The organism is Priestia sp. KCTC 13724, assembly GCF_056820425.1.
In genome coordinates, this window is record NZ_JBXDLD010000160.1 from 1 (window position 1) to 1,458 (window position 1,458).

Genomic DNA, 1,458 nt, shown 5'->3' on the forward strand with positions numbered 1-1,458 from the left:
AATTCAGTTAGCTGGCCGTTCGTCGTGCGTACCGTGAAGGTGCGCTATTTTTTATATTTCGGGCTTACGTTAGTGTTACTAATATAACAGATAAACTTGAAAAAGAAGCAAAGCGAATGAAGTGTAAGATGGAAATAGAAGCACTTGAATCTCTTTTATCAAATATAGGCAATGTGCTAAAAGAGTTTGAGGAAAGTACACTTACATTTCAAAGAGCACATGGAAGCTATACAGAAAACTGGAGTGGTGCTTCTCGAGATAGCTATGACCAGTATGTTCAAAAATTAAATATAAACGGGGTAAAAGTTGTTGAGCTTGGTAACAACCTTAAAAATGAAATTAATGAACAATTGGATAGGCTCCATGCAAAGGTGGAGGAATTAAAATGAGTAAAATTCAAATCAAAGGTAGTGAATTGGATGCACTAGCAAACGAACTTGCAAATGCCGAAAGCCAGGCTAGTACGGCTGCACGTTCTCTAGTTTGGCACATAAGTTCATTAACCGTTGGCATCACAGAGGCTAGTACAGCTGAAATCGAAACGTTAAAAGACGAGCTTGAACATTCAATAAAACAATACAGTAATCACTTAGATGAATTACAGGCATACGTAAGATATACCAAGGAGAAAATGGAAGAAGCAGAGTTGAAAATTATGGCTCAATTGAGTTTGTTAGGCGGAGAATCCATTAATATGTATACTCTACAGAAAATTTTTGGAGAGAATCACTTCGCTAATAGTAATAAGTTATCCGTTATTGGAAGTCCATTAGTATCTAGTATGCTTTTGCTAAGTCTTCTACCATCTTTTAAAGATACTGTTGTTCATAGAGGTAAAAATAATCAATTACATAATGTTAGAGTTGATTATAACTCTAATTCTATCCTGCATTCTACACGTAATACTTTACATCCAAAAGTTGTTCAAAATTGGATGGGTTATACTTATGAAACAGTAAAAAACGGTGCTTTAGCATGGAGTATCATGGCACAAAAGGAATACATTAAAATTAAGAATAACACATTACCGGTAGCTCATCCTCCTTTAATGAATAACAATTTTTCTTTTGCCCAAAAAAGAATGCAAGCAGCATTTCAAGACATGAAAAATATAATGGGAAGAGGAAAACAAGCCTTTGGTATTCTACAAACTACTGTTAATCTCATATCCACTCAAGAGGATGAGGATGTTAAACATGTAACAAGTACTTCAAATTCGGCCAAACCATCTGTTTGGAGTCAGATAAGAAATGGGGCATGGGATGGAGCTAAAGAGGCTGTACATGATACAGTAGATGGTGCAAAGACTTTTGTTGCCCATCCCATTAAGACTACAGTTGCTACAGGTGAAAGTATTGCCAATGTAGCTAGACATCCGGTTATCGCTTCGTAAGCCCGAAATATAAAAAATAGCGCACCTTCACGGTACGCACGACGAACGGCCAGCTAACTGAATTT

At 36.5% G+C, this 1,458-nt stretch carries 2 protein-coding genes; both read left to right on the forward strand.

Features of this window, described 5'->3' with window-relative positions:
* Positions 1 to 128: 128 nt before the first annotated feature.
* Positions 129 to 389, forward strand: a complete 261-nt coding sequence (locus AC1UFB_RS17700) for a hypothetical protein (protein WP_482589615.1) — start codon at positions 129 to 131, stop codon at positions 387 to 389.
* Positions 386 to 1,393: a hypothetical protein gene (locus AC1UFB_RS17705; RefSeq protein ID WP_482589617.1), complete on the forward strand. Its 1,008-nt coding sequence runs from the start codon at positions 386 to 388 to the stop codon at positions 1,391 to 1,393. The genes AC1UFB_RS17700 and AC1UFB_RS17705 overlap by 4 nt, the downstream gene beginning before the upstream one ends.
* The last annotated feature ends 65 nt before the right edge of the window (positions 1,394 to 1,458 follow it).